General features: G+C 71.0%; 19 protein-coding genes and 1 pseudogene. 4 read left to right on the forward strand and 16 right to left on the reverse strand.

Annotation, left to right across the window (positions count from 1 at the left end; genetic code table 11):
• Positions 1–9 precede the first annotated feature (9 nt).
• Both ACIBJH_RS16605 and ACIBJH_RS16610 read left to right on the forward strand, forming a co-directional pair.
• Entirely contained in the window at positions 10–765 is a 756-nt protein-coding gene (locus ACIBJH_RS16605) for a hypothetical protein (RefSeq protein WP_399117560.1), read from the forward strand.
• Between the two features lie 116 nt (positions 766–881).
• Positions 882–2,450 (forward strand): CocE/NonD family hydrolase, encoded by a 1,569-nt coding sequence (locus ACIBJH_RS16610; protein ID WP_399117561.1) that lies wholly within the window; start codon positions 882–884, stop codon positions 2,448–2,450.
• Between the two features lie 36 nt (positions 2,451–2,486).
• Here the strand turns inward: ACIBJH_RS16610 and ACIBJH_RS16615 are convergent, their stop codons facing one another.
• The 5 genes from ACIBJH_RS16615 to ACIBJH_RS16635 all read right to left on the reverse strand — a co-directional run bounded on the left by ACIBJH_RS16615 (position 2,487) and on the right by ACIBJH_RS16635 (position 6,183).
• Complete coding sequence (locus ACIBJH_RS16615) at positions 2,487–3,344, reverse strand: amino acid ABC transporter permease (protein ID WP_399117562.1); 858 nt, start codon at positions 3,342–3,344, stop codon at positions 2,487–2,489.
• The gene (locus ACIBJH_RS16620) at positions 3,341–3,985 is read right to left on the reverse strand and encodes an amino acid ABC transporter permease (protein WP_399117563.1); all 645 of its coding nucleotides are present in this window, start codon (positions 3,983–3,985) and stop codon (positions 3,341–3,343) included. Before ACIBJH_RS16620 ends, ACIBJH_RS16615 begins: the two co-directional genes overlap by 4 nt.
• An 11-nt stretch (positions 3,986–3,996) precedes the next feature.
• Positions 3,997–4,902, reverse strand: a complete 906-nt coding sequence (locus tag ACIBJH_RS16625) for a glutamate ABC transporter substrate-binding protein (protein WP_399117564.1) — start codon at positions 4,900–4,902, stop codon at positions 3,997–3,999.
• Between the two features lie 17 nt (positions 4,903–4,919).
• Positions 4,920–5,663 (reverse strand): amino acid ABC transporter ATP-binding protein, encoded by a 744-nt coding sequence (locus tag ACIBJH_RS16630; protein ID WP_399117565.1) that lies wholly within the window; start codon positions 5,661–5,663, stop codon positions 4,920–4,922.
• A gap of 112 nt (positions 5,664–5,775) precedes the next feature.
• A complete protein-coding gene (locus ACIBJH_RS16635; RefSeq protein ID WP_399117566.1) occupies positions 5,776–6,183 on the reverse strand; it encodes a DUF6278 family protein in 408 nt (135 codons plus the stop codon).
• A gap of 148 nt (positions 6,184–6,331) precedes the next feature.
• Between ACIBJH_RS16635 and ACIBJH_RS16640 the strand changes: the two genes are divergently transcribed.
• Positions 6,332–7,603 carry a lipase gene (locus ACIBJH_RS16640; protein ID WP_399117567.1) on the forward strand — a complete coding sequence of 424 codons (1,272 nt, stop codon included), beginning with the start codon at positions 6,332–6,334 and terminating at the stop codon, positions 7,601–7,603.
• Positions 7,604–7,627: 24 nt separating this feature from the next.
• Here the strand turns inward: ACIBJH_RS16640 and ACIBJH_RS16645 are convergent, their stop codons facing one another.
• The 8 genes from ACIBJH_RS16645 to ACIBJH_RS16680 all read right to left on the reverse strand — a co-directional run bounded on the left by ACIBJH_RS16645 (position 7,628) and on the right by ACIBJH_RS16680 (position 18,658).
• Positions 7,628–8,407, reverse strand: coding sequence for an exodeoxyribonuclease III (locus ACIBJH_RS16645; RefSeq protein WP_399117568.1), 780 nt, complete (start codon positions 8,405–8,407; stop codon positions 7,628–7,630).
• Positions 8,408–8,437: 30 nt separating this feature from the next.
• Complete coding sequence (locus ACIBJH_RS16650; RefSeq protein WP_399117569.1) at positions 8,438–9,082, reverse strand: MBL fold metallo-hydrolase; 645 nt, start codon at positions 9,080–9,082, stop codon at positions 8,438–8,440.
• A 70-nt stretch (positions 9,083–9,152) separates the two neighbouring features.
• Entirely contained in the window at positions 9,153–10,445 is a 1,293-nt protein-coding gene (gene pcaC / locus ACIBJH_RS16655) for a 4-carboxymuconolactone decarboxylase (RefSeq protein WP_399117813.1), read from the reverse strand.
• Between the two features lie 150 nt (positions 10,446–10,595).
• Positions 10,596–12,098 (reverse strand): SWIM zinc finger family protein, encoded by a 1,503-nt coding sequence (locus ACIBJH_RS16660; RefSeq protein ID WP_399117814.1) that lies wholly within the window; start codon positions 12,096–12,098, stop codon positions 10,596–10,598.
• 968 nt (positions 12,099–13,066) lie between these two features.
• The gene (locus ACIBJH_RS16665; RefSeq protein ID WP_399117570.1) at positions 13,067–15,901 is read right to left on the reverse strand and encodes a DEAD/DEAH box helicase; all 2,835 of its coding nucleotides are present in this window, start codon (positions 15,899–15,901) and stop codon (positions 13,067–13,069) included.
• Positions 15,902–15,998: 97 nt separating this feature from the next.
• Positions 15,999–16,580 (reverse strand): sugar kinase, encoded by a 582-nt coding sequence (locus ACIBJH_RS16670; protein WP_399117571.1) that lies wholly within the window; start codon positions 16,578–16,580, stop codon positions 15,999–16,001.
• Complete coding sequence (locus ACIBJH_RS16675) at positions 16,577–17,725, reverse strand: ROK family glucokinase (RefSeq protein WP_399117572.1); 1,149 nt, start codon at positions 17,723–17,725, stop codon at positions 16,577–16,579. Before ACIBJH_RS16675 ends, ACIBJH_RS16670 begins: the two co-directional genes overlap by 4 nt.
• A gap of 195 nt (positions 17,726–17,920) precedes the next feature.
• Complete coding sequence (locus ACIBJH_RS16680) at positions 17,921–18,658, reverse strand: GntR family transcriptional regulator (protein WP_399117815.1); 738 nt, start codon at positions 18,656–18,658, stop codon at positions 17,921–17,923.
• 129 nt (positions 18,659–18,787) lie between these two features.
• On the opposite strand from ACIBJH_RS16680, the gene ACIBJH_RS16685 reads away from it, so the two are divergent.
• Positions 18,788–19,804 carry a Gfo/Idh/MocA family oxidoreductase gene (locus tag ACIBJH_RS16685; protein WP_399117573.1) on the forward strand — a complete coding sequence of 339 codons (1,017 nt, stop codon included), beginning with the start codon at positions 18,788–18,790 and terminating at the stop codon, positions 19,802–19,804.
• Between the two features lie 262 nt (positions 19,805–20,066).
• Here the strand turns inward: ACIBJH_RS16685 and ACIBJH_RS16690 are convergent.
• The 3 genes and pseudogenes from ACIBJH_RS16690 to ACIBJH_RS16700 all read right to left on the reverse strand — a co-directional run.
• Positions 20,067–20,273, reverse strand: a pseudogene (locus ACIBJH_RS16690) (cytochrome P450); the annotation flags it as partial.
• Positions 20,274–20,340: 67 nt separating this feature from the next.
• Positions 20,341–21,027 carry a response regulator gene (locus ACIBJH_RS16695; protein ID WP_399117574.1) on the reverse strand — a complete coding sequence of 229 codons (687 nt, stop codon included), beginning with the start codon at positions 21,025–21,027 and terminating at the stop codon, positions 20,341–20,343.
• Between the two features lie 41 nt (positions 21,028–21,068).
• Positions 21,069–22,325, reverse strand: a complete 1,257-nt coding sequence (locus ACIBJH_RS16700; RefSeq protein WP_399117575.1) for a sensor histidine kinase — start codon at positions 22,323–22,325, stop codon at positions 21,069–21,071.
• Positions 22,326–22,347 lie beyond the last annotated feature (22 nt).

The following is a 22,347-nucleotide window of genomic DNA, read 5'->3' on the forward strand; positions in this document are numbered from 1 at the left end:
TGCGCGCCCATGAATGACGACGTGCGCAACATCGTTCTGGGCGTGGTCGCCGCCGGCCTCAGTGCCGCGCTCGGCTGGCTCGCCCGCACCTACCTGTGGAAGCGCAAACTCCGGCGCAAGCAGGCGTTCTTCGGGCTGCCCGACAACTCCGAGTCGCTGCTCGTGGTCAACCGCGAGGCGGGCGGCCCCGAACTCACGGTGATGCGGCACGACGTGTTCGCGCTCCTCGAACTCGCCGCCCTGATCAAGGACTGCAACGCGCACGCCCAGGTCGTCGCGCACGACGCGGCCCAGCAGGGCTTCGGCGAACGCACCGAGTTCTGCGTGGGCGGTCCGGCCTCCAACCGCCGGATGGCCGCGCATCTGGCGTCCCTGCTGCCCGGCATCCGCGTCAACGTCGACCCCGAGCCGGGGCCGGACCGGGGCGCGTTCCAAATAGGCAGCGAGCGCTACCGACTCGATCCCGGCAAGGGCGAGTACGTCCTTCTCGCCCGGCTCACCGCCGGTCAACTCGGCGGCGCGCGGCCGGTGTTCCTCTTCTGCGGCCAGCGTGCGATCACCAACCAGGCGGCCTCCCGCTATCTCGCCCGCAACCATGAGAAGTTGGCCCGCAAACACGGCGGCAACACCTTCGTCCTGCTGCTGAAGGTGGTCAACTCGCAGGCGTACGGCCCCGATGTGGTGGAGCTGGTCGCCGATGTGACGCGGGCCGCGGAGACCCCCCTACCTGCACCGGCACCACGAAGTTCGCACCGCGCCTCCTGAAGTCACACACACTTCAACAATCGTTACTGGCACGTAACTTACCCACGGGTTACCTCAGGTAAAGGGCTGCGGTTACCGTCGGGTCACTTTGCATTGACACGTGTGAGGAGTGACCTGTGCGAAACCGTCGCCAGTCCCTGCGTACGACCGCCGCGGTCGCCGTCTCCGCGACTCTCGTCGCCGGAGGCGTCCTCGGGCTCGCCCCCGCCGCCCAGGCCGCCACGAACGGCGTCCGCTTCGTCGACATCGCGGGCGAGAGCGGTACGAAACTCGCGGCGAACGTCGTCACCCCCGCAGGCGCCGACGGCTCGCGTCGCTACCCCCTCCTCGTCCTGCCCACGAGCTGGGGCTTCCCTCAGGTCCAGTACCTCGCCCAGGCCGAGAAGCTCGCGAACTCCGGCTATGTCGTGGTGAGTTACAACGTCCGCGGCTTCTGGCAGTCCGGCGGCGGGATAGAGGTCGGCGGCCCGGCCGACGTGGCCGACGCGTCCGAGGTCATCGACTGGGCGCTCGCCAACACCCCGTCCGACGCGGGGCACATCGGCATGGCGGGCGTGTCGTACGGCGCCGGCATCAGCCTGCTCGCGGCGGCACACGACAAGCGGATCAAGGCAGTTGCCTCGCTCAGCGGCTGGGCGGACCTGATCGACTCGATCTACTCGGGCCGCACCGAACACTCCCAGGCGACCGCCCTGCTGGACGGCGTGGGCCTGGTCACCGGCCGACCGAGCGCAGAGACGAGCCAGGTCTTCAAGGACTTCTTCGCCTCCGACCTGTCCAAGGAACAGGAGTTGATCGACTGGGGGAAGGAACGCTCCCCCGCGACCTACGTAGATCAGATCAACAAGAACGGCGCGGCGATCATGCTCGCCAACGCCTGGGGCGACACGATCTTCCCGCCCAACCAGATAGCCGACTTCTACGGCGAGTTGACCGGCCCCAAGCGGCTCGAACTCCGCCCCGGTGACCACGCCACCGCCGAGCTGACCGGACTGTTCGGGCTGCCCAACGACGTGTGGACGGACACCGAGCGCTGGTTCGACCACTACCTCAAGGGCGAGGACAACGGCATCAACCGCGAGGACCCCGTGGAGCTCAAGTCCCGTTCCACGGGCGGCTACGAGGGTTACCCGGACTGGAAGTCGGTCGGCGCGACCCGCAAGAAGATCGACCTCGCGGGCACGACCACCATCCACACCAATGTCGACTCGGGCGCGGACGGCGGGATCGTCTTCCTGTCCAGCATCCTCGACCAGGTCGCGCAGGTACCTCCGGTGGCCGCCGTTCCCCTCCTCCCCCGCCGCTGGGCCGCCGTATGGCAGTCGGCGAAGTACCCGAGCGCCCAACAGGTGCGCGGCACCGTGAAGTTGCATACAACTGTCACGGACACCAAGGAGAGCGGCACCCTCGTCGCGTACCTCTACGACGTGGGCCCGCTCGGCCTCGGCAAGCTGGTCAGCAACGCGCCGTACACCTGGCACGGGCAGACGCCCGGCAAGCCGTTCGGTGTGGACCTGGAGTTGTTCTCCACGGCCTACGACGTCCCGGCAGGGCACCATCTCGCCCTGGTCGTCGACACGGTCGACCCGCTCTACATCGAGCACAACCCGACCGGCGCGCAGCTGACCTTCTCCTCGCCTGCGAACGACCCGTCGTACGTGTCGATCCCGCTGCGCGAGCAGTGATCTCCGGCTGCCGCCGGACGGGCAAGTGCCCTCCAACTACTGCACCCGCGGCAGCAGCGTCCCTGGTTCGGCCGGGGCCACGTCCACGGCCTCGGTCTTGGGACTGCGCTGCTCCCGGCGGGACACCCATCCGGCGAACCAGGAGAGCAGCATGCACATCCCGATGTAGATCGGCGAGATCACCATCACCACCGGGATGAACGGCAAATCGTAGTCGAGGTTCGACGCGATCAGCTTCCCGGCGTGGAGAAACTCCTCATAGGTGATCAGATAGCCCAGCGAGGTGTCCTTCAGCGCGACCACCAACTGGCTGATGATGGCGGGCAGCATGGCCCGTACGGCCTGCGGCACGAGGACGTACGACATCACCTGGGTCTTGCGCATTCCGAGCGCGAACGCGGCCTCCCGCTGGCCGCGTTCGACGCTGTTGACGCCGGAGCGGAAGACCTCCGCGAGCACCGAGCCGTTGTAGAGGGCGAGGCCCGCGACCAGTGCGGGCAGCGGCTGCACCTTGAGCGCCACGAAGATGAAGAAGATCATCACCAGGACGGGCATGGCGCGGAAGAACTCCACGACGAGCGTGGAAAGCCAGCGCACCGGCCGGTGGTCCGACAGCCGTCCCACGGCCAGCAGAGTCCCGAGTGCCAGTGACAGTACGGCCGCGAGCCCGAAGGCCTTGAGCGTGTTGCCGAGGCCGCGCAGCAGCAGTTCCTGAATTCCCTTGTACTCGAAGGGCATCCACTTCGTGTAGGTGAACTGGTCGGTGTCGAACAGGAGATAGAGGATCCAGGCGAGGAGTCCGAGGATGACGACGGTGGACGCGATGCCGTAAAGGCGGTGCCGTTTGCGGGTCTTTGGGCCGGGGACGTCGTAGAGGGCGTTGGCGGTGGTCATCGGGCGACTCCCCACTTCCTCTCCATCGCGTTGAACAGCGCGCTGATGGCGAGGGTGATGATCAGGTAGCCGAGGGCGATCCAGACGAAGGTCCAGACGATGTTGTAGCCGAGCTCGCTCAACGTCCGGTATGTGCCGAGGAGTTCGGTGACGCTGAAGGCGCCCGCGATCGCCGAGTTCTTGGCGAGCGCGATGAGGGTGGAACCGACCGGCGGGATCACCGAGCGGAACGCCTGCGGCAGCACGACCAGGCCGAGGCTCTGCCCGAAGGACATCCCGAGGCTGCGGGCCGCCTCTCCTTGCCCCCTGGGCACGGTGTTGATGCCGGAGCGCAGCGCCTCGCAGATGAACGCCGAGGTGTAGCAGCCGAGTGCGAGGACCGCGAACACCTTGAAGGGCAGCACGAGTCCGAAGCGCGGCAGGCCGAGCAGCACCGCGAAGAAGAGCAGGGTGAGCGGGGTGTTGCGCAGCACGGTGACCCACACGGTGCCGAACACGCGCAGCGAGCCGACCGGGGCGACCCGGAAGGAGGCCATGAGGAACCCGAGGACGAGCGCCAACACCGAGGCGTAGACGGTGAGTTCGACGGTGCCGAGGAAGCCGTCGACGAAGGTCGAGAAGTTGTCTGTCAGTACGTTCACATCGGCCTCGCTCAGCTCGCCGGGTAGCGGTCGATCGCGGGCGGGGTGGGCGCGGGCACTCCGGACAGGCCGAGCGTCGCCTCGTACGCCTTCTTCCAGTCGCCGTTCTTCTCACGGGCCTCCAACGCGTCGTCGAGGGCGAAGCGCAGGGCGTTGTCGCCGTGCGGGACACCGATGCCGTACGGCTCCTTCGAGAAGGGCTTGCCGACGACCTTGAGCTGGTCGGGGACCTTCGCCGCGTAGCCGATGAGGATCGCGTCGTCGGTGGTGACGGCGGCGACCTGGTAGGTGAGCAGGTTGTCGACACAGACCGAGTAGGTGTCGTAGGCGACGAGTTGGGCCTTGGGGTAGTCGTCCTTGATGCGCTGGTACGGCGTCGAACCGGCCGCCGAGCAGACGCGTTTGCCGGCGAGGTCCTGGGGGCCGTGGATGTCGTGCTCGTCGCTGCGGACGAGGAGCGACTGACCGGCCATGTAGTAGGGGCCGGCGAAGCCGACGAGTTTCTTGCGCATGTCGTTGATGGTGTAGGTGCCGACGTAGTAGTCGATCTGGCCGTTCTGCAGGGCGGTTTCGCGGTTGGCGGAGGCGATCGTCTTGAAGTGGACGGTCTTCGGGGCGAAGCCGAGGGAGGCCGACATCATCCTGGCGATCTCGATGTCGAAGCCGGAGTAGGTGCCGGTCGCGGGGTCCTTCTCGCCGAGGTAGGGCTGGTCCTCCTTGGCGCCGACGACGAAGTAGCCGCGCTTCTTCGCCCGCTTCCAGGTCTTGGAGTCGGGGAGCTGAAAGCCTTGTGCCACTTGGTAGTTGGGGAGCTTCCCGGCGGCCGGGCCCTTCACGGGCGGGCTGCCCTCCTTGCCGCAGGCGGTCGCGAGCAGCGCGAGGATCAGCACGAGGAGCACACGGGTGGTACGGAACATGGATCGCACTCCCCCGCTCAGTGCTTGAGGATCTTGGACAGGAAGTCCTTGGCCCGGTCGCTGCGCGGGTTGGTGAAGAACTCCTCGGGGGTGCGGTCCTCGACGACGCGGCCGTCGGCCATGAACACGACGCGGTTGGCGGCGGAGCGGGCGAAGCCCATCTCGTGGGTGACGACGACCATGGTCATGCCGTCGTGGGCCAACTGCCGCATGACTTCCAGGACTTCGTTGATCATCTCCGGGTCGAGGGCCGAGGTCGGCTCGTCGAAGAGCAGTGCCTTGGGTTCCATGGCGAGGGCGCGGGCGATGGCCACCCGCTGCTGCTGGCCGCCGGAGAGCTGCGCGGGGAACTTGGGTGCCTGCGAGACGAGTCCCACGCGGTCCAGGAGTTCCATCGACCGCTTGTCGGCGTCGTCCCGCTTGCGCTTGCGGACCTTGATCTGGGCCAACGAGACGTTCTGCAGCACCGTCTTGTGGGCGAACAGGTTGAAGGACTGGAAGACCATGCCGACTTCGGCGCGGAGCTGTGCGAGGGCCTTGCCCTCCTCGGGCAACGGCTGCCCGTCGAGTTCGATCGTCCCGGACTCGATGGTCTCCAGCCGGTTGATCGCCCGGCACAGCGTCGACTTTCCCGACCCCGAAGGGCCGATGACCACGACCACCTCCCCCTTGCCGACGGTGAGGTTGATGTCCTGGAGGACATGCAGCTCCCCGTAGTACTTGTTGACGTCCCGCAGTTCGATCAACGGATCGACGGCCATGCCCAGCCCTACTCACTCTCAGCTGTGTCGTGGTTGCCGCAAACTATCCACACAAGACCGGAGTTAACGTACGACACGCACTTTTCGGGCATTAGCCGTATTTATGCCCCTCTTACTCTTCGGAGACCTCCGCGTAGAGCTGCGAGAGCTCGGGCACCCCGCTCGCGGCCCACTCATGACCGGAGGCCACGACATCGAACTCGCGCCCGGAGTCCAGCCGTACGACGGGCTGTCCGTCCGGCCGGATCTCCCAGACGGCGCCCTCCACCGTGCGCACGATCACGGTGCCCAGATACAGACCGGCGTCGTTGCCGAGCCAGGACACCGTCTCCTCGTCGTCCCGCCAGCGCGGCACCAGCTGGTCGAGTGCCTCCAACGAGCTTGCGGAGTCGTCGAGTTGGATGCCTTCCCGGGCAGCGTGCGAGCGGAGCAGCTCGCACTCGGCCAGCAACTCGGCGATGCCCTCGGCGTCATGGATACGGTGCTTCTCGGCCCGGTCGCCCAGGAAAGGGATGTTCATACATACAGCGTGTCATTCGCACCGCCGTACGCACCACAGGGCGTCGCCGGTGGCGTGTCAGCACCCCGGCCGCGGCGGGGGAAAGCCCCTCTCCCGGGCGCGGGTTGGCCGGATGGTGGGCGCGATGTCCCGTTCGTACGGTCGCAGTATGAATCGGACAGGCAGGATGATCGTGATGTCGTCGGTTGCCGCAGCCCTGGTGGTGAGCGGTTCGATCTCCGCGGAGGCCGTGGGGGCGGGGGCGGTTCCGGGGGCCGCGTCGGCGCAGGCCGTGCACGATGCGGGGCGGGGGCGGGTGGTGTCGGTGACGCACCTGCGGACGCTGTCCGCGCGACAGGTGACCGCCGAGCTGAGGAGCGACGAGGACGGCCCGGACTGGGACACGGGGAGCGTCCGCTACGGCGTGGACACGTACCGGGTGGTCTACCGCACGGTGGACGCCAAGGGCCGGCCGACCACCGCGAGCGGGCTGCTGGCGTTCCCGCGCGGTGGTGAGCGGCGGCTGCGGACGGTGTCGTTCACGCACGGCACCGAACTCTTCAAGGGCGATGTCGCCTCGGTGTCGACGGAGGTGTGGGGACAGGCACCCGCCCTCACCTACGCGTCGGCGGGCTTCGCCGTCGTACTCCCGGACTACCTGGGGCTCGGCCTCGGCTCCGGGCCGCAGGCGTGGATGGATGTGCCGTCCGAGACGACGGCCGCGCTGGACCTGCTGCGGGCCGCGGCCTCCGTCGCGCCCACGGTGGGACGGCAGTTGGGGCACGAGGTGCTGGCCACCGGCTTCTCCCAGGGGGCGTCGGCGGCGCTCGCGCTGACCCGGGCCCTTCAGGAGGGAGCCGATCCGCGCTTCCGGGTCGCGGCGGTGGCACCGGTGAGCGGCGCCTACGCCTTCCGGGAGGTGGCGTTCCCGTCCCTGCTGGACGGGCAGGCGGACGCGAAGGCCGGCGTGATCTACACCGCGCTGGCCCTGGTCTCCTTCAACCGGCTCCATCACGTCTACGACAGCCCGGGCGAGGTCTTCCGGGCGCCGTACTCCCGCACGATCGAGCGCCTGCTGGACGGCACCCACACCGGGCAGGAGGTCGTGGCGAAGACGCCGAACACGATCGACGCACTCCTCACCCGGCACGGGCGCGCGCTGATCGCGCACCCGACGGGCGGCCTGGCCGCCGCGCTGCGGATCACCGACGGGGTGTGCACGGGCTGGACACCGAAGATGCCCATGCGGCTCTACTACGCCGAGGGCGACGAACAGGCAGTGAACGGCAACAGCGAGCACTGCCAGGCGTCGTTCCGGGCCCAGGGGGTCGACGTACCGCTCGTCGACCTCGGCACTCCGGACTACGGCGGCTCCCGCCATCTGGGCTCCCAGCAGGCGGCGACGGGGGCCGTCGTACGGTGGTTCGCCTCGCTGGGCTGAGCGGGCGGGGCCGGTCCGGTCCGGTCAGACGTCCAGGTCGACGACGACCGGCGCGTGGTCCGAGGCGCCCTTGCCCTTGCGCTCCTCGCGGTCGACGTAGGAGTCGGTGACGGCCTTCGCGAACGGCTCGTTGCCGTAGACCAGGTCGATGCGCATGCCCCGGTTCTTCGGGAAGGCGAGCTGGCGGTAGTCCCAGTACGTGTACGGGTGGTCGTACTTGAGGGGGCGCGGGACCACGTCCGAGAGGCCCGCGTCGCGCAGGGCGGTGAGGGCGGCGCGCTCGGCGGGGGTGACGTGGGTGAGGCCCTCGAAGGCGGCCACGTCGAAGACGTCGTCGTCGGTCGGCGCCACGTTGTAGTCACCGAGCACCGCGAACGGGCGGCTGCCCTGCGCGTCCTCCGCGACAGCCGCCCTGAGGGCCTCGAACCACTGGAGCTTGTACGCGTAGTGGGGGTGGTCCACCTCGCGGCCGTTCGGCACGTACACCGACCAGACGCGGACAGGGCCGCAGGTCGCCGCGACGGCGCGGGGCTCCTGGACGCCGTCGTAACCGGGGTCCCCGGGGAGGCCCTTGACCACGTCGTCGAGTCCTACGCGGGAGAGCACCGCCACGCCGTTCCACCGGCCGGTCGCGTTCACCGCCGCCTCGTAGCCCGCCGCGCGCAGCTCGTCGAACGGGAACTGCGCCTCGGCGAGCTTGGCCTCCTGGAGGCACAGCACGTCGGTGCCGCTGCTCTCCAGCCAGGCCAGGAGCCTCGGCAGACGGGCGGTGATCGAGTTCACGTTCCAGGTCGCGATGCGCATGCCTCACAACCTACCGAACGGCACTGACACTCAGACCGACGCGCTGTCCCCCGGCGCCAGCCGCAGGTGCTCCGCGCCGCCGAGCGCGCCGATCTGGTTGTCGTAGATCGGGCGGGCGAGGTCCGTGAGGAGGGCGTCGTGGATGTCGTAGGCGCGCTGCGGCTTGACCTCGCGGACGTAGTCGATGACCTCGGAGATCTTGCTCCAGGGGGCCATGACCGGGAGCATCAGGGTCTCGACGGGGTGGTCGGGGACGGTGAGGGCGTCGCCGGGGTGGAAGACGCGGCCGGCGTCGATGAGGTAGCCGACGTTGGTGATGCGCGGGATGTCGGGGTGGATGACGGCATGCAGTTCGCCGTGCACCTGGACGTCGAAGCCCGCCGCCGTGAAGGTGTCGCCGTGGCCGACGGTGTGGACGCGGCCCGGGAAGGCGGCCGAGAGCTGGTCCGCGACCGACTTCAGGGTCCAGATCTCGGCGGCCGGATTGGCGTCCAGGCCGACCCGCAGCCGGTCCTCGTTGAAGTGGTCGAGGTGCTCGTGCGTGACGAGGATCGCGTCCGCGCCGACCGCGGCGTCCTCCTCGGTGAAGGTGCCCGGGTCGATGACGAGCGTCCGGCCGTCCTTCTCCAGACGGATGCAGGCGTGCGACTTCTTGGTGAGCGTGGTGAGCGTCATGGGTCCATCCTGCCGCTGCCCGACTCCGGGCGGGCGCCTGAGACTGGTGCTTTCGGTACCGGGCTGAAGATCACTCCGTGGGGGTCGTCTCCTCGCGGATGACCTGCTGGGCGACCTTGAAGGCGCTGTTCGCCGCCGGCACTCCGCAGTACACGGCCGCCTGCAGCAGCACCTCTTTGATCTCGACCGGGGTGAGGCCGTTGCGCAGCGCCGCCCGAGTGTGGAAGGCCAGTTCGTCCAGATGACCGCCCGCGACCAGCGCGGTGAGGGTGACACAGCTGCGGGAGCGCCGGTCGAGGCCGGGCCGGTCCCAGATCTCGCCCCACGCGTACCGCGTGATGAACTCCTGGAAGTCCCCGGAGAACTCGTCGGCCTGCGCCAGCGCCCGGTCCACATGCGCGTCGCCGAGCACCTCCCGGCGGACCTTGATCCCGGCGTCGTAGGGATCGGGACGGCCCATGACCTGCGGCGGTACCGGGGGCGGCGGCGCGATCTCGGCGATGGGCGCGGCCTGTTGCGGCGCGGCGAGGACCGGCCTGACCGGGGACGCCACGATGGCGACCTGCCCGGTGGACTGGTCGTAGGCCGGCTGCCAGGCCGTGGAGAAGTGCCGGACCAGGAGGTCGGTGACGGCGGCGGGCTGCTCGACCGGGACCAGGTGCGAGGCACCGGGTACGACCGCGAGGCGGGCGTCCGGGATGCCGGCGACCAGGGTGCGGGCCTCCGCGGGACCGGTGACCTGGTCGTCCGAGCCGACCAGGACGAGGGTCGGCACACCGATCCGGGCGAGTTCGGACCGTACGTCGAACGCGGCCAGCGCCTCGCACGCGGAGATGTAGCAGCCGGGGTCGGTGGTGCGCACCATCTGCACGGCCCACTCGGTGATCGCGGGCTGCGTGGCGGCGAAACCGCCGGTGAACCAGCGCTCGGGCGAGGTGCGGGCGATGGGGTCGAGCCCGTTGGTGCGCACGATCACCCCGCGCTGGCGGAACTCGTCCGCCGTCCCGAAGCGCGGCGAGGTCGCGATCAGCGCCAGCGAGGCCACCCGCTCGGGGTGGCGCAGGACCAGTTCGAGACCGACCGCACCGCCGAGCGCGCAGCCCGCGTAACCGAAGCGCTGCACGCCGAGCGCGTCGAGCGTGGCGAGCAGCCGGTCGGCCAGGTCGGAGACCGAGCCGGCCGGATACGCGGGCGAGCCGCCGTGGCCCGGCAGATCGAACCGGAAGACCCGCCACTGCTTCGCCAGTTCGGGCACCTGGCGGTCGAACATGTGCCATGTCGTCCCGAGCGAGGGGCCCAGGATGAGTACAGGGGCGTCTTCGGGGCCGTCGAAGCGGTACTGGAGGGCGGGGCTGTTGTTCATGTCGCTCACCGCTCCAACGTAACCGCCGTTTCTTACGGCCCGGCTGTGGGGCCCTCGGTCTCCGCACCCGGCTCCCACACTTGGGTGGGGAACTCTCACATCGCCTTCACCGGAGGGCGGGCTGAGCGTGGGTGGTGAGTGAGTTGCAGCTCAGAGTTCGCCGGGGGCGCCCAAACCCGTGAGTGCGCCGACCGGGTCCAGGTCCGGGGTGCCTCTGGGCCACCAGTCGTCGTGGCCCGGTTCCGATTCGTAGGCGTACCACAAGCCGTCGCGGCCCAGGCGGAGTTGGACATGGCCGTGGGGGTGGGTGAGGTGGTTGTGCCAGGGGCGGAAGGCCGGGAGGTCGGCGGCGAGGAGCAGCGGGCGGGCCCGGTCGAAGCGGCCGGCCGGCGGGTCCCAGGGCTCTTCGAGCACCGCGAGCCCCTCGATGCCGCCCTGCCGCCAGGCGGCGACCGCGCGTGCCAGCTCGGCCGGGGTGCGTCCGGTGGCCTTGGCGAGGGAGGCGTAGAGGGAGCGGGTGGTGGCGGTCAGCCCCGAGCCCGGGCGGGCGGCGGCGAGCCGTACCGCGTCCTGCCACAGGGTCAGTTCACCGACCGGGTCCCGGCCGGTGCTGAGCAGCGCGTGTGCGCGGGCGGCGGCGTCGGTCGCCAACTGGTCGAGGGCGAAGGGGTCCGGGCCGCCGGGCGCCGCCGGGTACACGGGAGGCTGCTCGGGGTGCGGAGGTGTGGGCAACGGGGGTGGGAGCGGCGGGAGTCGCCGGTCCATCGCGAGGGCTTCGGTGGCCCGTACTCCGGGGAGGGGGGCCGGTTCCTGGTCCTGGGCGGCGCGGGCGGCCCGGGTCGCGTTGCGGCGGGACAGCGCGTCGAGCAGCGGGCGTTCACCCCGGCCGCGCAGCAGGAGCAGGACGAAGGGGTCGGCGTCGAGGAGTCGCGCGGTCTGGTAGCAGAGGGCGGCGGCGTGCTTGCAGGGGTGACCGACGTCGGGGCAACTGCAATGCGGGTCGAGGTCACCGGGCCCCGGCAGCAGCGGAACTCCGCACTCCGCAAGGGACTTGGGCATCTCCTTGTCGAGCAGTGCGGCGATGTGCCCGGGCCGGTCGGCGGCGGCGTCCAGGAACCGGTCCCAGTCGCCGTCGTCGAGCGTCCGCAACCGCACCTGTACGCGGTACGGCCGCGGGCGGCTGCCCTGCACATACGCGAGTACGAGTCCCGGTGTCACGGTGATCGCGTCCACGTGGCCCTTCTCGGCGTAACCCCGCCCGCGCACAAGCCGCTTGGCGTCCAGCGCGCCTTCCTCCAACGCGGTGACCCAGGCGTTTCCCCACCAGGTCTCGGCGAAGTGCGTGTCCTTCGACGGCTTGGGCGGGAAGGCCGGGAAGGTGCGGCGGAGGTCGCCGTCGCGGGTGGGGGCGGCCATGGAGGTGGGGGTTGTGGGAATGGGGGGTGCGTGGATGGGGCTGGGGGTTGTGGCCGTGGCGCCGGGTGCGGTGTGGTCCCGCGTCCGTTCGTTCCAATCGTTCCAACTCGCCTGCTCTTCGGGGGCCTTGTCGGCGGGCGGCACCGTGATGGGGTCGTCGCCCTCAGGCATCCGGAAGGCGTCGGCGAGCATGTCCCGAACGGCGCGCGCCCGGTTGGCCTCGACGCCGCCGGGCATGTGGGCACGGGTTCGTGCGGTGCCAGTGCTGGTGCTGGAGGAGGCGGAGGTTCGGCGAGGTGGACGAGCCGCGGGCTCAACTCCCTTGCCCCCTACGTCAGTCCTGGCCTGCTGATTCTCCCGCCGGGCAGCTCGCAGCGCCTCGCGGGCGAGGTCGGCGGGACGGGCGGACGGCTGGTCCGGGGTGCTGTCGCCGAGGGTGCGAGCGGGGGCGAGGGGTGCCGAGTGGTCACCTTGTTGATCTACGGGGTCGGGAGGCTCCGGTTCGGTACGGGCGCCCTCGGGGGCGGCCGCTGCGGTTGCCTCGCGTCGGACCGGCAGGGCGGCGCGCAGCGCGGCGCGGGCGGCGTCACCGGGGCGTGGGGCGGGCGGTGAGGGATCGGCGGCCGGGGGTGCCGTGACCGTCGTCTCCTCGGCGCCGGTCACGACGGGAGCGGGAGATGCCGACGCCTCGGGATCCGTCGGCTCAGGCGCGCGGGACACCGACTCCCCAGGTCCGGCCGACACAGACACGCGAGACACCGACTCCTCGGAACCAGATGACACAGTCGCCCGGGACACCGACTCCCCAAGACCGGCCGACACAGGCGCACGAGACACCAACGGCTCGGAACCAGACGACACAGTCGCACGGGACACCAGCCTCCCGGCACCGGTCGGCCGGGGCTCGCGGGACACCGACCCCTCAGAACCGGCCGGCTCAAGCGGGTTGACCACCGGGTCCGCAGGGGCCGCCGTATCCTCCGCGGGCTTCTCCGGTCCCCGCTCCCCCCGCTCCTGCCGCTCCCGCGCGGCCCGCAGTGCCTGTCGTGCCAGGTCGGCGGGGCGCGCGGCTCGCGGCGCGGCCGCTTCCCGCTCTTCGTTCTCGCCCGGCGCGGGCCGCGCCCGCCCCGACTCGCCTTCGCTCACCGGCAGTTCTACGTCGTGCTCCGCTTCGCCCGCACCCTGCGCAACCCGCTCCGCTCCCGTCATGACTCCCTCCGCAACCGCACGAGGTCCGACAGTTCGCGGTCCGTCAGCTCGGTCAGGGACGACTCTCCGGAGCCGAGGATCGCGTCGGCCAACGCCCGCTTGGATTCGAGCATTTCGGCGATGCGGTCCTCGACCGTGCCCTCGGTGATGAGGCGGTGGACCTGGACCGGCTGGGTCTGGCCGATGCGGTACGCGCGGTCCGTGGCCTGTTCCTCGACCGCCGGGTTCCACCAGCGGTCGAAGTGGACGACGTGGCCCGCGCGGGTGAGGTTCAGGCCGGTGCCCGCGGCCTTCAGGGACAGGATCAGGACCGGGGTCGCGCCGGCCTGGAAGCGGTCCACCATGCGCTCCCGCTCCGGTACCGGTGTGCCGCCGTGGAGCAGTTCGACCGGGACCGCGCGGGCCGCCAGGTGGGAGGTGATCAGGCGGGCCATGCCGACGTACTGCGTGAAGACGATCGCGGAGCCGTCCTCCGACAGCAGAGTGTCCAACAGCTCGTCCAGCAGGGCGAGTTTGCCGGAGCGGGCGGCGAGGCGGTCGCCGCCGGCCTGGGCCGCCGTGTGCTCCTCCTTCAGGTACAGCGCCGGGTGGTCGCAGATCTGTTTGAGCGAGGTGAGGAGCTTGAGGACCAGGCCCCGGCGTGCGATGCCCTCCGTCGTCTCGATCGCCAGCATGGATTCGCGCACCACCGCCTCGTAGAGCGAGGCCTGTTCGCGGGTGAGCGGGACCGGGTGGTCCGTCTCCGTCTTGGGCGGGAGTTCGGGGACGATGCCGGGGTCGGACTTCTTGCGGCGCAGGAGGAAGGGTCGGACCAGGCGGGCCAGGCGGGTCACCGCCTCCTCGTCCTCGCCGTTCTCCACCGCGCGCGCGTGCCGGGCGCGGAACGACTTCAGGGGGCCGAGGAGCCCGGGGGTCGTCCAGTCCAGCAGGGCCCAGAGTTCGGAGAGGTTGTTCTCGACCGGGGTGCCGGTGAGGGCCACGCGCGCGGGGGACGGGATCGTGCGCAGTGCCTTCGCGGTCGCCGAGTACGGGTTCTTGACGTGCTGTGCCTCGTCCGCGACGACCATGCCCCACGCCTGTTGGGCGAGGGTCGCCGCCGCCGAGCGCATCGTGCCGTACGTGGTGAGGACGAAGCCGCCGGTCAGGTCCTCCAGGGTGCGGTCCGCGCCGTGGAAGCGGCGGACGGGGACTCCGGGGGCGAAGCGGGTGATCTCCCGCTGCCAGTTGCCCAGGAGCGATGCGGGGCAGATCACGAGGGTGGGGTCGCGGTGCGCGCGGCGCAGGTGGAGGGCGATGAGGGTGATGGTCTTGCCGAGGCCCATGTCGTCGGCGAGGCAGCCGCCGAGCCCGAGGGAGGTCATCAGGTCGAGCCAGGCCAGGCCCCGGAGTTGGTAGTCCCTGAGGGTGGCCTGAAGGGCGGGCGGGGGCTCGGCGGGCTGGATGCCCGCCGTCAGGCGGTCGCGGAGCGTGGCCAGCGCGCCGACCGGGACGGCTGCCACCTGTTCGCCGTCGACCTCCGCCGTGCCGGCGAGCGCGACGGACAGCGCGTCGACCGGGTCGAGGAGGCCCAGTTCGCGTTTGCGGGCCTTGCGGACGAGGGCCGGGTCGACCAGGACCCACTGGTCCCGCAGTCGTACGACCGGACGGTGGGCCTCGGCCAGGGTGTCCATCTCGGCCTCGGTGAGCGGGTCGCCGCCGAGAGCCAACTGCCAGCGGAACTGGAGGAGTTCCTCGCTCTCGAAGAAGCCGGTGCCGTCGGTCGCCGAGCCCGGTGCCGACCGGACCACGGCGGACACCGTGAGGTCCTGCGCCAGGTCCCGGGGCCAGTGGACGGCGACCCCGGCCGCCGCGAGGCGGGTGGCCGCCATGCCGAGCAGATCGCCCAACTCCTCCTCGGACAGGGCGAGTACATCGGGCACGTCCTGCTCGGTGAGGCGGTCCAGCGGGGGCCAGACGCGGGCGGCCCGGCGTACGGCCAACGCGGCGTCCACGCGCGCGCGGGGGCCGAAGGCGCTGTCCGCCGTGCCCGCCCACAGGGCCGCCGCGTCGACCACGAGGGTCGGGTCGGCGAGGCTGTGCACCTGGACGATCGCCGCGCCCGCGCTGCGCACCCGGCCGCCGTCGTCGAACAGGTCGTAGGCCGAGAGGTCCAGGCGGAGCGAGATCCGTACGCCCGCGTCCATGCCGGCGGCGACCTCGGCGGCCCAGTCCTGGGCGTCGCGCAGGCGCTGCGGCGGGCGGGCCGCGAAGGGCATCCCCGAGGTGTACGGCGCGGCCGGGGTGCGGGGCAGGGTGTCCGCGACGGCGTCCAGGAAGGACCGCATCAGTGCTTCCGGCTCGGGCAGCCGGAGCGGGCCCGGGCCGGGCAGCGGGACGGCGTGGCCCTCGTACGGGAGGGCCGCCGCGACCGCGCGGACGTGTGCGATGTCCTCGGGCTCCAGGGGGCCCGCCCGCCATGCGTCGTGGCCCGACGCGGTGAGGCCGGGGAGCAGCCGGCCGCGGGCCGCGAGCCGCAGCGCGTGCAGGGCGGCGGCGCCCCAGCAGGCCGTGGCGGGATGGGCTGCGGGATTGTGGCGGGCGCGCACGAGGAGGGGCAGCGCCGCTTCGATCGGCAGGGTCAGCGCGGGGGCGGACCTGCGGCGGACCGCGGCGCCCTGTCGTCGTACGACCGTCAACTCGGTCTGTTCCACGCCCTCTTCGGCTTCGGGGAGGGCGCGCTCGCCGTCGGGGTCCCAGAAGGCGACGCGGCCCTCGCGCGGGACGACGGGGGACGGCAGGAAGACCGCGGCCAGTCGTACGGAGATCTGCTCCATGAGTGCCGTGTCCGTCATACGTCCTGTCACCTCCCGCCCGTCAGTCGTGTCAGCTGTCTTCGACTCTACGGGCGGGGTCTGACAATCGGCTCCGGCGACCGGCCGGGGCGCCCCGCTAGGGAACGGTGCGGGAGACGACGTAGACCATGGGGAGGGCCGGATCGGACAGGTTCACCACGATGTCCTGGGTGGGGGCCGGGTCCTTCTGTTTGTTGACGACGCCCCACCAGGGGCCGGGGCGGGTGAACTTCCAGCCGGTGATCTTCTGGTCGCGGTCGCTGATGGTGATGTCGTTCTTCTTCAGCGTGTCCCGGTCGACTCCTATGCCGGCGAGGAAGGTGTCGAGGCCGGCTTCGGAGGTCTGGAACTGGACGTAGAGGCGGCTGGTCTTCCAGTTGTTGGTCTCGTAGAAGGCGACCTCTTCCGCCGGGTGCGGGACCGGTACCTGGTAGAGGCGGCGCTGGACCTTGGAGGGCCAGCCCACGGTGAGGCCGGTCGCCGAGTACTTGGCCTCCTTGTCCTTGCCGCTGTTGCGGCTCTGGTTCGCGGAGATCGCCAGGTAGACGGCCGGTACGCCGATGAGCAGCACGATGATGAGCAGGGTGAGCGCTCGGCGGCGGGCCTTGTGGCGGGGGTCCTCGGGTGGTCGGGGCGGCTCGTCCCGGGAGGTGGTCGGACGGGGCAGCGATGCGATCATGCCGTGTCCTGGGTGTCGCGCCGGGACTCGGCGAACCGCTCGTAGCGCTCGTACCGCTCGACACGGCGGCGCTTGGCGCGGCGGAAGCGGCGGGCGACCAGGCGGGCGAGGTCGGCGGCGCCGACCATGCCGGCCTCGGGGCCGAGCTGGGCGCGCACTATGCGAGCCTCGGGGCGGTAGCCGCGGCCGGTGAGCTGTCGCTTGAACGCGTCCCGCGCGGGGCCGATCAGCAGGTCGTCGGCGGCCGAGACACCGCCGCCGATCACGAAGCAGGAGGGGTCGAGGGCGGCGGCGAGGTTGGCGATGCCGACGCCGAGCCACTGGCCGATGTCCTGGAGCAGCTCGATGCACATCGCGTCGCCCTCACGGGCCAGCTCGGTGATCATCGGGCCGGTGATCTCGCCGATGTTGCCCTTGACGTGCTCGATGATCCCGTAGGCCACCGGGGAGTCGGCCGCGGCCAGCTCGCGGGCCTCCCTGACCAGCGCGTTGCCGGAGCTGTACTGCTCCCAGCAGCCGCGGTTGCCGCACGGGCAACGGTGGCCGCCGGGCACGACCTGCATATGGCCGAACTCGCCGGCGACGCCGTACTTGCCGCGCTTGACCTGGCCGTCCTCCAGGATCGCGCCGCCGATGCCGGTGCCGAGCGTGATCATGACGAGGTGGTCCTCGCCGCGGCCTGCGCCGAAGCGCCACTCGGCCCAGGCGGCGGTGTTGGCGTCGTTGTCCACCAGGACGGGGACGGAGAGCCTGCTCGTGATGCGGTCCCTGAGGGGCTCGTTCCGCCAGGACAGGTGGGGCGCGAACAGGACCCGGTTGCGCTCGGCGTCGACCCAGCCGGCCGCGCCGATGCCGACCGCGTGCACGTCGTGGCGGTCGGACAGGTCCAGGACCAGTTCGACGATGGTGTCCTCGACGACCTTGGGGCTCTTGGACTTGTCCGGGGTCTCCGTGCGGAGCTTCTCCAGGATGTTGCCGTCGGCGTCCACGACGCCCGCCATGACCTTGGTGCCGCCGATGTCGATGCCGACGGTGGGCACGCGGGGGGCGGTCAGGTGGGACCTGCGCTCGCGCGTGCCGACGGTTCGGAGCGCCGGGGCGCGGCGGGAGCCTATGGGGGCGCTGAAATTGCCGTAGGTGCTCATCAGGCCCGATTCTGCCTCACCGTGACCGTGGGTGCTGTGCGGGGGCGTATGGGGGGTGCGGATCGTTGTCTTGTACGGGTGCGTTGTGGCTGGTCGCGCAGTTCTCCGCGCCCCTGAAAGGGGCGCTACAGCGGGCGTCCATTAAATTCGAATTGTCCGGACATTACGGCAAGCATCGCAGGGAAAGCGGTGCACTCAGGGACGTACCAAAAGCTGGAACTCGAACGAATAGCGCGTCGGCCGATAAGTATGGCTGCCGAATTCCACCGCCCGGCCCGTGTCGTCGAACGTCGTGCGCTGCATGGTGAGCAGCGGTGCGCCCTCGGGCTCGGCGAGCCGTTCGGCCTCCTCGGCGGTGGCGCCGCGGGCGCCGATGGACTGGCGGGCGCTGTGCAGGGTGATTCCGGCGGCGCGCATCATCCGGTACAGGCCGGTGGCCTCCAGCTGTGCGGTGTCCAGGGCGAGCAGGCCGAGCGGGAGGTGGTTGGAGAGGTACGCCATCGGCTCGCCGTGGGCGAGGCGCAAGCGGTCGATGCGGTGTACGTCGCTGTCCTCGGCCACGCCGAGCGCCGCCGCCACCTCGGCGGACGCCGGGACGACGGTGTTGACGAGGACCTTCGTGGCGGGGCGCTGTCCGGCCGCCTCCAGGTCGTCGAAGAGGCTGCTGAGTTCGAGCGGGCGTTTGACCTGGCTGTGCACGACCTGGGTGCCGACGCCCCGGCGGCGCACCAGGAGCCCCTTGTCGACGAGGGACTGGATGGCCTGGCGGACCGTGGGCCGGGACAGGCCGAGCCGGGCGGCGAGTTCGATCTCGTTGCCCAGCAGGCTGCCCGGGGTCAGCGAGCCGTGCTCGATCGCGGCCTCCAGTTGTTGGGACAGCTGGAAGTACAGCGGCACCGGGCTGCTCCGGTCCACGCTGAGTTCGAGCGGCACTGTCGGGTCCACATCTGGTTTCGGCACGGGCCGAGCGTAGCTCTGTGAATGGTTGACGGGAAGTGATGTAGTTCGATTGTCCGGACATACGCATTGACAGCGTGCCTGGTCGGCCCTCAGTTTGTTCCCATGCGCATCGGAGTCATCGGTACGGGCCGCATCGGGACCATCCATGCCAGGACGCTCAGCCGTCATCGTGAGGTCGGTTCGCTGATCCTCACCGACGTGGACCCGGTACGGGCCCAGGAGTTGGCGAACCGGCTGGGGGAAACGGCGGCACCGAGTACGGAGGAGATCTTCAAGTGGGGCGTGGACGCCGTGGTGATCACTACGGCGACATCGGCGCACGCCGAATTAATCGGCAGGGCGGCACGCTCCGGGCTCCCGGTGTTCTGCGAGAAGCCCATCGCCCTCGATCTGCCGGGGTCGCTGGCTGCGATCGCCGAGGTCGAGACGGCGGGAACGATCCTTCAGATGGGGTTCCAGCGCCGGTTCGACACGGGCTACACGGGTGCCCGGGAGGCGGTGCGCTCGGGGCGGCTGGGACGGCTGCACACCGTGCGGGCGATGACCTCCGACCAGACCCCGCCCCCGGCCGCCTATCTGCCGATCTCCGGCGGGCTGTACCGGGACACCCTGATCCACGACTTCGACATGCTGCGCTGGGTGACCGGGCGCGAAGTGGTCGACGTGTTCGCGGCCGGGTCGGACGCCGGGCCCCCGATGTTCCGCGAGGCCGGTGACATCGACACGGCCGCCGCCGTCCTCACTCTGGACGACGGCACCCTGGCCACGGTGACGGCCACCCGGCTGAACGGGGCGGGCTACGACGTCCGGATGGAACTGGCCGGGGAGCTGGACCAGATCGTGGTCGGCCTGGACGACCGCACCCCGATCGCGTCCACCGAGCCGTCCGGGCCACCGGCCGCGACCAAGCCGTGGACCGGCTTCCTGGAGCGCTTCGCGCCCGCCTACGAGGCCGAACTGATTGCCTTCGTCGAGGTCGTGGTCGGTCAGCGGACCAATCCCTGCGACGGGCGCGAGGCCCTCCAGGCGCTGCGGATCGCCGAGGCGTGCGAGGTGTCCCGGCGCGAGCGAAGACCAGTCCGGCTCGGCGAGATCGCGGGTGGCTACGCCCTCAGTTGAGCAGTCGTATCGCAGGGGTCGCCGCGTCCGTGGCGGCCCCGAAGTCGCAATGGGGGCAACGCAGTTCGCGCGGCCGTCCCTGGTTGGTCTGGATGCTGTACGTGGCCGCCTCCTTCGCCTCGGGGCAGTAGGAGCGCAGGTGCAGCCGCACCCAGGGGTGGCTGGTCGGGGCCATGGCGGGCCTGCTGCTCCTCGTGTCCTCGAAGGGCGCCCACCAGAAGTCGACCAGTGCCCGCAGGGCCAGCCGCTCGGGACCCGAAGTCCTGCTGCCGTCCTTGGCCAGCCGGGGGTCGGCGAGCGCCGCGCGTGCCTCCTCGTACCCCACGATCAGCCAGGTCACATGGTGCTCGTCCAGCTCCGGCAGGCGCACGAGGTGCACCGGGCCGCGCTCCCGCAGCGTCGCGTACACCGGATGCGGGTCGCGTCGGAACTCCTCGCCGAACTCCCCCAGATCGATTGCCTCGGTCATGCTGTGCCCCCATCCCGGACGATCCCCCGAGATCTCCCAGCGCAGTGGGAACGCGCGGCGGCAGCGGCTAGTGCCCGCCGTCGCCGTCCTCTTCGAGGAGGCCCGCGTCGTACGCCAACAGGGCGATCTGCACACGGTTGTTGAGGTCGAGCTTGGCCAGGATGCGGGAGACGTGGGTCTTGACGGTGGCGACGCTCATGAAGAGGCCGGTGGCGATCGCGGCGTTGGCCAGGCCCTGTCCGACGGCGACGGCGACCTGGCGTTCGCGGTCTCCCAGGACGGCGAGGCGGGCACGCGCGCGTGCGCGACGGGTGTCGGTACCGGTGCCCGTGCCGGCCGCGTGTTCCATCAACTGGCGGGTGACCGCCGGCGACAGGACGGGATCGCCGGCCGCGACCCGGCGCACCGCGTCGATGATCTCGGCGGGCGGGGTGTCCTTGAGGACGAAGCCGGCGGCTCCCGCGCGCAGGGCCCGCAGAACCTGTTCGTCGGCGTGGAAGGTGGTGAGAACGATGATCTGCGGCGCGTCGCCGCGGGAGCGCAGCCGTTCCGTGGCGGTCAGTCCGTCCACCGCGGGCATGCGGATGTCCATGAGGACGACGTCGGGGTGGACGCGGTCGACGAGTTCCTGGACCTCGCTGCCGTCGGCGGCCTCGCCGACGATCTCGATGTCGGCGGCGCCGCCCATCATGAGGGAGAGTCCGGCCCGCACCAGCGGGTCGTCGTCGACGAGGAGCACTCTGATCGCGGTCATGGGGCTACGTAACCACGGCCCCGCGAGCGAGAGCCGCCGGGTCAGCCCCAGGGCAGCCAGGCGTCCACCCGGAAGCCCCCGCCGTCCAGCGGGCCGTGCTCCAGCCGTCCGCCCGCCAGCGTCGCCCGCTCGGTCAGGCCGATCAGGCCCTGCCCGGAGCCGGGGACGTGCGGGACCTCTCCCTCCGGGGGCGGGTTGTCCACGACGACCTTCAGGCCCTGACCGCGTTGGCCGAAGACCGTCACCGTGACCTCGGTGCCGGGGGCGTGTTTGCGGGCGTTGGTGAGGGCCTCCTGGGCGATGCGATAGGCGGTGCGGCCGATCGAGCTGGGGACCGTGGCGGGGTCGCTGACCCGGTTGTCGAGGGTGACCTTCATGCCGGCCTCGCGGGACTCCGTGACCAGCGCGTCCAGGGCGCCGAGCGTGGGCTGCGGGCGGCCGGTGTCGTCGGGTTCGCCCGCGCGCAGGACGCCGATGATCTCGCGCAGGTCCTGCAGCGCCTCGTGGGCGCTCTCCCGGATGACGCCGGCGGCCCGCGCGACCTCCTCGCGGGGCGCGTCCGGCCGGAACTCCAGCGCGCCGGCGTGCACGCTGAGCAGGGTCAGCCGGTGGGCGAGCACGTCGTGCATCTCGCGGGCGATGGCCTCCCGGGCCAGCCGCTGGGCCTGCTCGGCACGGAGTTCCGCCTCGGTCTCGGCGCGCCGGGCGCGGTCGCGCAGGCTGAGCATGAGCTGCCGCTTGGAGCGGACGAACATGCCCCAGCCGATGACGGTGAGGGTGAACAGTTCGGTGAACGCGACCGCGCCGGCGTACGGCAGGTCGGGGTCGGGGCGCAGCCAGAAGAAGACCGGGGTCAGGGCGAGCTGGATACCGCCGATCCAGGCCACGTACCGGAAGGGGCGGTGCACGGCGAGGGTGAAGAGGGCGACCAGGCCGGCGCCGCCCGCCGTGGTCGAGACGATGCCGACGGGGATCATGGCGATCGCCAGCCCGACCGGCCAGCGGCGGCGCAGCCACACGGTGAAGCAGGCGAGGACTCCGATCAGCTGGTCCACGACGGCCAGGGCGTGCGAGGTCCCGGTGTCGTCCCTGAGGCTCTGCGCGGCGATCAGCGCGATGATCACGGCCAGCAGGAAGCAGGAGGTGTCGACGACCCAGTCGCGTGCGGTACGGCGGGGCCGTCCCGGCCGTTCGACGTCCGGGTCGAGTTCGTCCGCCACGGCGGACGGCAGCAGCCAGCGGCGCCCCGCGAACGCCGACGGTACCTGCGCGGTCCTGTCATCGGTCACGGTCGACAAATCTACGCAGGGCCGGGCCCGG

It is taken from the genome of Streptomyces sp. NPDC050548, assembly GCF_044457385.1.
Lineage (GTDB): Bacteria > Actinomycetota > Actinomycetes > Streptomycetales > Streptomycetaceae > Streptomyces.

Coding starts and splice junctions, on each gene's coding strand:
- ACIBJH_RS16605 (WP_399117560.1), top strand. CDS start 10: ATGAATGACGACGTGCGCAACATCGTTCTGGGCGTGGTCGCCGCCGGC.
- ACIBJH_RS16615 (WP_399117562.1), bottom strand. CDS start 3,344: ATGACCACCGCCAACGCCCTCTACGACGTCCCCGGCCCAAAGACCCGC.
- ACIBJH_RS16625 (WP_399117564.1), bottom strand. CDS start 4,902: ATGTTCCGTACCACCCGTGTGCTCCTCGTGCTGATCCTCGCGCTGCTC.
- ACIBJH_RS16630 (WP_399117565.1), bottom strand. CDS start 5,663: ATGGCCGTCGATCCGTTGATCGAACTGCGGGACGTCAACAAGTACTAC.
- ACIBJH_RS16635 (WP_399117566.1), bottom strand. CDS start 6,183: ATGAACATCCCTTTCCTGGGCGACCGGGCCGAGAAGCACCGTATCCAT.
- ACIBJH_RS16640 (WP_399117567.1), top strand. CDS start 6,332: ATGAATCGGACAGGCAGGATGATCGTGATGTCGTCGGTTGCCGCAGCC.
- ACIBJH_RS16645 (WP_399117568.1), bottom strand. CDS start 8,407: ATGCGCATCGCGACCTGGAACGTGAACTCGATCACCGCCCGTCTGCCG.
- ACIBJH_RS16650 (WP_399117569.1), bottom strand. CDS start 9,082: ATGACGCTCACCACGCTCACCAAGAAGTCGCACGCCTGCATCCGTCTG.
- pcaC (WP_399117813.1), bottom strand. CDS start 10,445: ATGAACAACAGCCCCGCCCTCCAGTACCGCTTCGACGGCCCCGAAGAC.
- ACIBJH_RS16660 (WP_399117814.1), bottom strand. CDS start 12,098: ATGCCCGGCGGCGTCGAGGCCAACCGGGCGCGCGCCGTTCGGGACATG.
- ACIBJH_RS16665 (WP_399117570.1), bottom strand. CDS start 15,901: ATGACGGACACGGCACTCATGGAGCAGATCTCCGTACGACTGGCCGCG.
- ACIBJH_RS16670 (WP_399117571.1), bottom strand. CDS start 16,580: ATGATCGCATCGCTGCCCCGTCCGACCACCTCCCGGGACGAGCCGCCC.
- ACIBJH_RS16675 (WP_399117572.1), bottom strand. CDS start 17,725: ATGAGCACCTACGGCAATTTCAGCGCCCCCATAGGCTCCCGCCGCGCC.
- ACIBJH_RS16685 (WP_399117573.1), top strand. CDS start 18,788: ATGCGCATCGGAGTCATCGGTACGGGCCGCATCGGGACCATCCATGCC.
- ACIBJH_RS16695 (WP_399117574.1), bottom strand. CDS start 21,027: ATGACCGCGATCAGAGTGCTCCTCGTCGACGACGACCCGCTGGTGCGG.